Consider the following 8,995-nt stretch of genomic DNA (forward strand, 5'->3'; position numbering starts at 1 on the left):
ATGTCCGCCAGCCGGTCGCTCAAGATCAGCGCGCTCGCCGTTGCCGTTGCTTCCCTTCTCCCGCTCCATGCCGCTGCCCAGCAGGCGCCCGGCGACGACGGTGTCGTGCGCCTGGACGCGGTCAAGGTCACGGTCGAGCGCCGCTCGGAAGATTCCAAGGACGTACCGGTCTCGGCATCGGTGCTGCGTCCGGAGTTCCTGGATGCCATCTCCACCAGCGGCTCGGATATCCGCGTGCTCGCGGGCAAGGCGCCCAGCCTCAACATCGAGTCGTCCAACGGCCGTGTGTTCCCGCGCGTGTACATCCGCGGCTACGGCAACACCGACTTCAACACCTATGCCTCGCAGCCGGTGTCGCTGATCTATGACGACGTGGTGCAGGAAAACGCATTCCTGAAGGGCTTCCCGATCTTCGATCTGGAAGGCCTGGAAGTGCTGCGCGGCCCGCAGGGCACGCTGTTCGGCCGCAACACGCCGGCCGGCGTGGTCAAGTTCAACTCGGTCAAGCCGGCCATCGGCGCCAATGACGGCTACGCCAGCCTGTCCTACGGCACCTACGGCACCATGACCCTGGAAAGCGGCCTGAGCATCGCCATGGGCGACCATTGGGCGGCGCGTCTGTCCACGCTGGGCCAGCGCCGCGACGACTGGGTGGAAAACCGCGATGGCCGCGATCTGGAAGGCTATACCGACTCGGCCGTGCGCCTGCAGCTGCTGTACCAGGCCAGCGACGATTTCAGCGCCTTGTTCAACGCGCATGCGCGTCACCTGGACGGCACCGCACGCTTGTTCCGCGCCAACATCATCCAGCCCGGCACCAACCAGCTGGTGGACGGCTTCGACGAAGAGAAGTCCTTCATCGACGGCGCCAACAACCAGGAACTGCAGACCTACGGCGGCAGCGCCAATCTGACCTGGGACCTGGGCGACATCGCGCTGCACTCGATCACCGCCTACGAAGGCATCGGCAAGTACTACAGCCGCGGCGATATCGACGGCGGCTTCGGCGCGGTGTTCGCACCGCCGTCCGGCCCGGGCGTGATTCCGTTCCCGGTGGAAACCGCCGGCGGCATCAAGAGCCTGGACCAGTACAGCCAGGAACTGCGTGCCGAATCGCAATACGAAGGCCCGCTCAACTGGCAGGCCGGCCTGTACTACTTCCACGACGACGTGGAAGGCGAAAACTACACCTACAACACCTTCAGCGGCGGCGATCTGGCCAGCTACCAGCTGACCCGCCAGCGCAACACCTCGTGGGCGGCGTTCGGCTCGTTGAACTATGCGGCCACCGATCGCCTGAACCTGCGCGCCGGCATCCGCTACACCTACGACAAGAAGACCTTCGACGTGCTGGCGCTGGACCGCGTCACGCTGGTCGAGCCGTCCAGCGGCGAGACCGACAACTCCAAGGTCACCGGCGATCTGGCGGCCACCTTCGCCATCAACGACGACGTCAACGTGTACGCCCGTGCGGCACGTGGCTTCCGCGGCGCCAGCTTCGGCGTGCCTTCGGGCACCGCGCCGCTGACCGTGGCCGAGCCGGAGACGGTGGATTCGTTCGAGATCGGCATCAAGTCCGACCTGTTCGACAACCGCGCGCGTCTGAGCTTTGACATCTACGATTTCCGCGTCAAGAACCAGCAGCTCACCGCAGTGGGCGGCGTCTCCAACGACGTGCGCCTGCTCAACGCCGACAAGACCAAGGCGCGCGGCGCCGAGTTCGACTTCGAAGCGCTGCTCACCCAGAACCTGCGCGTCACCGCCGGCGGCGCCTACAACTGGACCCGCATCGACGACCCGACCCTGTCGGTGGGCGTGTGCCGCACCTGCACCGTGACCGACCCGCTCAATGCGGCCGGCAACGCCATCATCGACGGCAACGACCTGCCGCAGGCTGCCAAGTGGATGGCCAATGCCACCCTGCGTTACGGCATCCCGATGGGCAACGACGGCGAGCTGTTCTTCTACACCGACTGGTCCTACCGCAGCGAAGTGAACTTCTTCCTGTACGACTCCAAGGAGTTCACCGGCCAGCCGCTGGTCGAGGGCGGCGCCAAGATCGGCTACAACTGGGGCGCGGGCGCGTACGAGTTGTCGGTGTTCTGCCGCAACTGCACCAACCAGATCCGCGTGACCGGTGCGATTGACTTCAACAACCTCACCGGCTTCATCAACGACCCGCGCATCGTCGGTGCGCAGTTCCGCGCCAACTTCTGATCGGCGTCGTGGTGTAGCACTATTGAACCGCCGGCCAATATGCCGGCGGTTTTTTTATGGTCGCAGGAGTGGATGCATGCAGCGCAGATGGCGAAACATGTGGTGGATGCTGGGGCTGTGGTGTGCGTCGGCAGTGGCATGGGCGCAGACGCCTGCCGCCACTGCCGCGCAGCTGGCGCCAATGCCCACGTCTACGTCGACGTCCTCCGAGTTGCTGGTGGTCTCCACCGATATCGGCGACGACATCGACGATGCGTTTGCGCTCGGGCTGTTGCTGCGTAGCCCGCAGCTGCATGTGCTGGGCATCGCATCGGCCTGGGGCGACACCAGAATGCGTGCGCAGTTGCTGCAGCGCCTGTTGCAGCAGGCCGGGCGCAGCGAGATTCCGTTGGCGGTGGGCGCACGCACCACCAGCGCGATCCCCTTCAGCCAGGCGCGCTGGGCCGCCAGGGGACAGTTGCCCGGCAAGCTGCCGGATGCGGCGGCGATGATCCTGCAGCAGGCGCGCCTGCACCCTGGCAAGGTGACCTTGCTGGTATTGGGGCCGATGACCGACGCCGCAGTGGCGCAGCAGCGCGACCCAGCCGGCTTTGCCAAGCTCAAGCGCATCGTGGCGATGGGCGGGTCGGTGCGCGTTGGCTACGGCAAGTCGGCCTATCGTCCGGCCAGCGCGCCGGCGCCGGAGTACAACATCCTGGCCGATGTACCGGCGGCGCAGCGGGTGTTCGCGGCCGGCGTGCCGATCGTATTGCTGCCGCTGGACGCCACCCAGATCACGCTGGAAGAACCCGAGCGCATCGCCTTGTTTGCACACGGCGATGGGCTCACCGATGCGCTCACCCAGCTGTATTACCAGTGGCGCAATACCGACCAGCCCTGGGCCAGTGCCACGCCGACCTTGTTCGACGCAGTGCCGGTGGCCTGGCTGCTGCGCCCCGACCTGTGCCCGACCATGCCGCTGCATCTGGACGTCGATGCGCAGGGCTACACCCGCGAAGGCGCAGGCACGCCGAACGTGCAGGCCTGCCTGCGCGCGGACAAGCCGGCGTTGATCGACCTGTACATGCGCACGGTGCTGCAGTCGCGCTAGGAGTGGCTATCAAGATGTGGTGAGCGCCGGCTTGGTGGCGAGCGCAGTGGTTTTATTGGCCGTACTTTGGGATGCAGTCAAAAGCCTGGTTGGTCGTGTGCGCGGTGCCCTCACCGCTCGCGGGACACGCCGCAAGTACATCCTTGTAGGCTCGGTGGCGGCATCCATGCCGCCACACGGTCCCGCAATCGGCGAGGACACCGCACCAGAAAATGCGTCGGTTGCTTGGTTGAACGCCTGCTTGTTGCTCTGCTTGTGATGGAACGTTTGTTCGACGCACCATCCTCCGAACAATGCACGCCATGCCCTGTGTGCGCCCCTGCACACCGACCATCTCGACAGGTCCTTGCCCGCCCACCGTCGCGGGACCTTACGCGGCATGGATGCCGCGTAAGAGCCTACATGGACGTACTTGCGGCGTGTCCTGCGAGGGTGGGCGGGCAAGGGCCCTGCAGCCAAGCCGCAACTCAGCGGCCTGCCATGGACCGGTGTCAAACCATTGCGCTCACCACTGGTCGGGCGCGCCGGTGCCGTCGCAGCGCTGGCCCGATGGCGCATCATCGCCGCCCATCGGCAAGTCCTTGCGTCGTCTCATGCCGCCATCGGTGAAGTGAACGGCATCGCTATACTTGCGTCCTCAGTCATGGGGTAGTGCGAATGGACAGCCGGGAATCAGGGATGACGTGGTCGGGCACGCGGCGCATGTTGCTGTGGGTGGTCCTGCTGGGCGTGGCGATCGGCGCGGTGGCGTGCAAGCGCAACGAAAGCGGCCAACTGCCTGTCGCCAGCGGCGAGGCGATCAAAGCCGACAAGCAGGCCATCACCGGTTTTGCGCTGGCGCGCGCCTATCCGGACCAGACCAGCGATGGGCTATCTCTGGCGCTGGAATTCTCGCGGCCGTTGGTGGGCACGCAGGACTTCGATGCGCTGGTGCGTTTCGAGGAAAAGGTCGGCACCGGCGACAGCAGCTGGACGCTGTCCGACGACGGCAAGACGCTGCGCTACCCGTACGTGGAAGCGGCCAAGGACTACACCGTCCTGGTCGACGCCAACCTGCTGGCCGCCGATGGCAGCCGCCTGGGCAAGCCGCTCAAGCAGAAGGTCTACACCGGCGCGCTCAAGCCGGTGGCCGGGTTCGCTTCGCAAGGCAGCGTGCTGCCGGCACGCGAGAGCCGCGGCCTGCCGGTGGTGTCGGTCAACGTACCGGAAGTGGACGTGGAGTTCCTGCGCGTGCGCGAGAAGTCGCTGCCGGCGTTCTTCCAGCAGTTCCAGCGCGGCGGTCGTCGCGGCAGCTGGGAGCTGGAGAGCGAATATAACGACAAGCAGCCGTTGTCCAAGCTGGCCGACCCGGTCTACGTCAATCGTTTCATTCTCGGCGGCAAGCAGAACGAGCGCGTGCTGACCTACCTGCCCACGCAGGACATCAAGGAACTGCAGGAGCCGGGCCTGTACTTTGCGGTGATGAAGCGCGCCGGCAGTTTCGACAATGGCTTCGATACCGCGTTCTTCACCGTCAGCGACATCGGCCTGCACACGCGCGCCTACAAGGACAAGCTGTTCGTGCACACCGCCTCGCTGCAAAGCGGCGAGCCGATCAAGAACGTGGAAGTGCGCGTCCTCGATGCCAAGGGCGAGCTGTTCCTCAAGGGTGCCACCGACGGCAACGGCAATGCGCTGCTCAACTACACGCTCGATGCCGGCCACGTGCTGGTGGCGCGCAGCAAGACCGATATCTCGGTGCTGCCGTTCAACCAACCGGCGCTGGACCTGAGCGAATTTGCGGTGGCCGGGCGCGAGAGCGCCTGGTTCGACGTGTTCGCCTGGGCCGGCCGCGACCTGTATCGCCCCGGCGAGACCATGCGCGTGTCGGCGATCCTGCGCGACAACGACGGCAAGCCGACCAAGCCGCAGCCGGTATTCCTGCGCCTCAAGCAGCCGGACGGCAAGACCTTCCGCGAGACCAAGCTGCAGCCGGGCGAGCAGGGCTATTTCGAATTCACCCAGCAGATTCCGGCCGATGCGCCGACCGGCCGCTGGCAGGTGGAATTCCGCACCGATCCGGCCAGCAAGGACGCCGTGCAGGGGATGACCGTGCGCGTGGAAGAGTTCCTGCCCGAGCGCATGAAGCTGGATCTGGACAGCATCCAAAAGACCCTGAGCCCCGGCCAGCCGTTCACGCTGGTCGCCAATGCCGCGTACCTGTATGGCGCGCCGGCCGATGGCAACCGTTTCACCGCCAAGCTTGCGGTCAGCGTCGAGCAGCATCCGCTCGAGTCCTTGCCGGGCTGGTTCTTCGGCGACCCCACGCTGGAGCTGCCGCGCGACGCCAAGGACGTGATCGACACCGAGTTCGGCAGCGATGGCGTATTGCGCGAAGACATCGCGCTGCCTGCCGAAGCCAAGCCGGTCAGCACGATTGCGGCGGTGGTCTCGGGCAGCGTGTACGAGACCGGCGGGCGCACCGTCACCCGCAGCGTCAAGCGCGTGCTGTGGCCGGCCAAGGCGCTGGTCGGCGTGCGTCCCCTGTTCGACGACAAGGACGGCACCGACGCCAACGGCACCGCGCGCTTCGAAATCACCCGCGTGGATGCCGATGGCAAGCCGCAACCGGCCAAGGGCCTGAAGGCCACGCTGGTGCGCGAGCTGCGCGACTACCACTGGAACTACACCGACGACCACTGGGATTACGACTTCACCCGCCGCTTCGAGAACAAGGACACGCGCACGCTCGACATCGCCGGCGGCAACGCCAAGCTCGAGGTTCCGGTGGAGTGGGGCGAGTACCGCCTGGACGTGTTCGACCCGTCCACCGGGCTGACCACGCGCTACCCGTTCCGCGCCGGCTGGAGCTGGAACGACGAAAACCGCGGCCTGGACGCGCGCCCGGACAAGGTCAAGCTGGCCTTGGACAAGACCGCCTATCGCGCCGGCGACACGCTCACCGTCACGTTGACCCCGCCGCATGCCGGCAAGGGCGTGCTGCTGGTGGAAAGCGACAAGCTGCTGTACGTGCAGGACATCGACGTCAAGCCGGGCAGCAGCTTCGAAATCCCGGTGACCGACGCGTGGGAACGCCACGATGTCTACGTCACCGCGTTGGTGTTCCGCGGCGGCAGTGCGCCGAGCAAGATCACCCCGGCGCGTGCGGTGGGCGTGGCGTATGTGCCGATGGATCGCAAGGCGCGACGCGTGGCGGTGGGCCTGGCTGCGCCCAAGCAGATGCGCCCCGAGCAGGCGTTGCCGGTGACGGTGAGCGTGCCCGAGCTGGCCGGCAAGGCGGCGCACGTGACCATCTCGGCGGTGGACGTGGGCATCCTCAACATCACCCGCTTCCCGGTGCCCGATGCCAACGCGCAGTTCTTCGCGCAGCGTCGTCTGGGCACCGATGCCTACGACATCTACGGCCGCGTGATCGAGAGCTTCGAAGGCGCCAGCGGCAAGCTCAAGTTCGGCGGCGACATGGCGCTGGAAGCCTTGCCGCAGGCCAAGCGCCCGACCGCGCGCGTGCAGACCGTGGACCTGTTCTCCGGCTCGGTGAAGCTCGATGCCAAGGGCAATGCGCGCGTGCAACTGCCGGTGCCGGATTTCAACGGCACGCTGCGGGTGTCGGCGTTGGTGTATTCGGATACGCGGTTCGGCAACCACGCGGTGGAAACCGTGGTGCGTGCCCCGATCCTGGCCGAGGCCAGCATGCCGCGCGTGATGGCGCCGGGCGACCGCAGCACGGTGACGCTGGATGTGCAGAACTTCACCGGCAAGCCGGGCGAGTTCAATGTGCGCGTGGACGGGATCGGCCCGCTGGCCATCGCCGAGGCGGCGCGCAGCGTCAAGCTTGGTGTGGATGCCAAGCAGACGCTGAGCTTCCCGCTGAGCGCCACCGAAGGCTATAGCGTGGCCAAGGTGCGCGTGCGTGTAGACGGCAACGGCTTCAAGGCCGACCGCAGTTACGACCTGCCGGTGCGTGCCGGCTGGCCGCAGGTGTTGCGTGCGCAGACGCGCGTGCTCGATCCGCTGGCGCCGATCACCCTGGACAGCGGCTTTGCCGATGGCCTGATGGCCGGCTCGGTGACCGCGCGCATGGTGGTCAGCCCGCTGCCGCCGATTCCGTTCGCCAGCGCCCTGCAGGGTGCGTTGGACTATCCGTATGGCTGCGCCGAGCAGACCACCAGCAAGGGCTATGCCGCACTCTTGCTCGACGATGCCACCGCCAGGGCGCTGGGCACCAAGGGGCTGGAGGCGGGCAAGCGCCGCGAGCGCATGGAAGGCGCATTCGGTCGCCTGGCCTCGATGCAGATCGCCAGCGGGCATTTTTCGATGTGGGGCGACGACGGTTACGTCAATCCGGGCCTGACCCCGTACATCGCCGAGTTCCTGCTTGACGCAAAGGACGCCGGCTTTGCGGTGCCCGACAACGTGCTGCAGAAGGCGCTCAATCGGCTCAGCGAGGACCTGCTGTCCGGTGGCAACGAGTTCTACGGGCAGGACCGCCGCGATAGCCTGAAGTTCGCCAACCAGGCCTGGTCCGGCTATGTGCTGGCACGCGTCAACCGCGCGCCGCTGGGCACGCTGCGCGCGTTGTACGACAACCAGCGCGACAAGGCATTGACCGGCTTGTCGCTGGTGCATCTGGGCGCGGCATTGTCGCTGCAGGGCGACACCAAGCGTGGGCAGGCGGCGATCAAGGCGGGTTTTGCCAAGGACAGCAGCGAGCGACCGCCATACTTCGCCGATTACGGCAGCGCGATCCGCGACGATGCCTTGATGATGGCGTTGCTGCACGAGCGTGGCTTGTCCAAGCCCGAGTACGACACCCGCGCAGTGGCATTGGGCCGCGCGCTTGATGCACGCCGCGCCACCGGCTGGCTGTGGCTGAGCACGCAGGAGCAGGTGGCGCTGGCGCGCTTGGGCAAGGCCTTGATGGTCGGGCAGGGCAAGCAAGTGTCCGGCACCTTGACTGTTGGCGGCGAGGCGCAGGAGATTGCGCCGGCACGCCTGTTCGGGCGCAGTTTCGACAGCGCCGCCCTGGCGCGCGGCGTGCAGTTCGCACCGCAGGGCGAGGCACCGATGTACGCCAGCCTGGAAGTGGCCGGCATCCCGCGCAGCGCACCGGAGCCTGACACGCGCAACCTCAGCGTGGAGCGCAGCTGGTACACCACCGACGGCAAACCGTGGACCCCGCGTGCATTGAAGGAAGGCGAAGCGCTGATCGTGCGCGTCACCATCACCGCCAACAGCGACATGCCGGACGCGCTGCTGACCGACCTGCTGCCGGCCGGCCTGGAGATCGAGAACTTCAATCTCGGCGATGCCAAGCAATGGGCCGACGTGGTGGTGGACGGCATCGGCATCAGCGAGCGTTCCAGCGCCGCCGACGTCAAGCACGAAGAATTCCGCGACGACCGCTATGTGGCCGCGCTGGCGCTGTCCTCGGGCAGCAAGGCGCAGCTGTATTACCTGGTGCGCGCAGTCACCCCGGGCACGTACACGGTGCCGCCATCGTTGGTGGAAGACATGTACCGCCCCGAGCTGCGCGGCGTGGGGCGCAGCACGCCAGCGACGATGACGGTGGTGCAGCCGTAGGGCGACAAAGTAGGAGCGCGCTCGCGCGCGATGGGGCGTTACCGGTAACGCCCCATCGCGCGCGAGAGGGGGAACGAGGGTGGGGTTGTTGGGGGTCGGCGGCGGCGG

The 8,995-nt window shown here is 66.7% G+C and carries 3 protein-coding genes; all 3 read left to right on the top strand.

Annotated elements, in window-relative coordinates; translation table 11 throughout:
- The 3 genes from GGR73_RS00715 to GGR73_RS00725 all read left to right on the top strand — a co-directional run bounded on the left by GGR73_RS00715 (position 1) and on the right by GGR73_RS00725 (position 8,887).
- Positions 1-2,217, top strand: coding sequence for a TonB-dependent receptor (locus tag GGR73_RS00715; protein WP_039523923.1), 2,217 nt, complete (start codon positions 1-3; stop codon positions 2,215-2,217).
- Between the two features lie 106 nt (positions 2,218-2,323).
- Entirely contained in the window at positions 2,324-3,307 is a 984-nt protein-coding gene (locus GGR73_RS00720) for a nucleoside hydrolase (RefSeq protein ID WP_184456439.1), read from the top strand.
- A gap of 678 nt (positions 3,308-3,985) precedes the next feature.
- The gene (locus tag GGR73_RS00725; protein ID WP_184455215.1) at positions 3,986-8,887 is read left to right on the top strand and encodes an alpha-2-macroglobulin family protein; all 4,902 of its coding nucleotides are present in this window, start codon (positions 3,986-3,988) and stop codon (positions 8,885-8,887) included.
- Positions 8,888-8,995 lie beyond the last annotated feature (108 nt).

The organism is Xanthomonas sp. F14, from assembly GCF_014199865.1.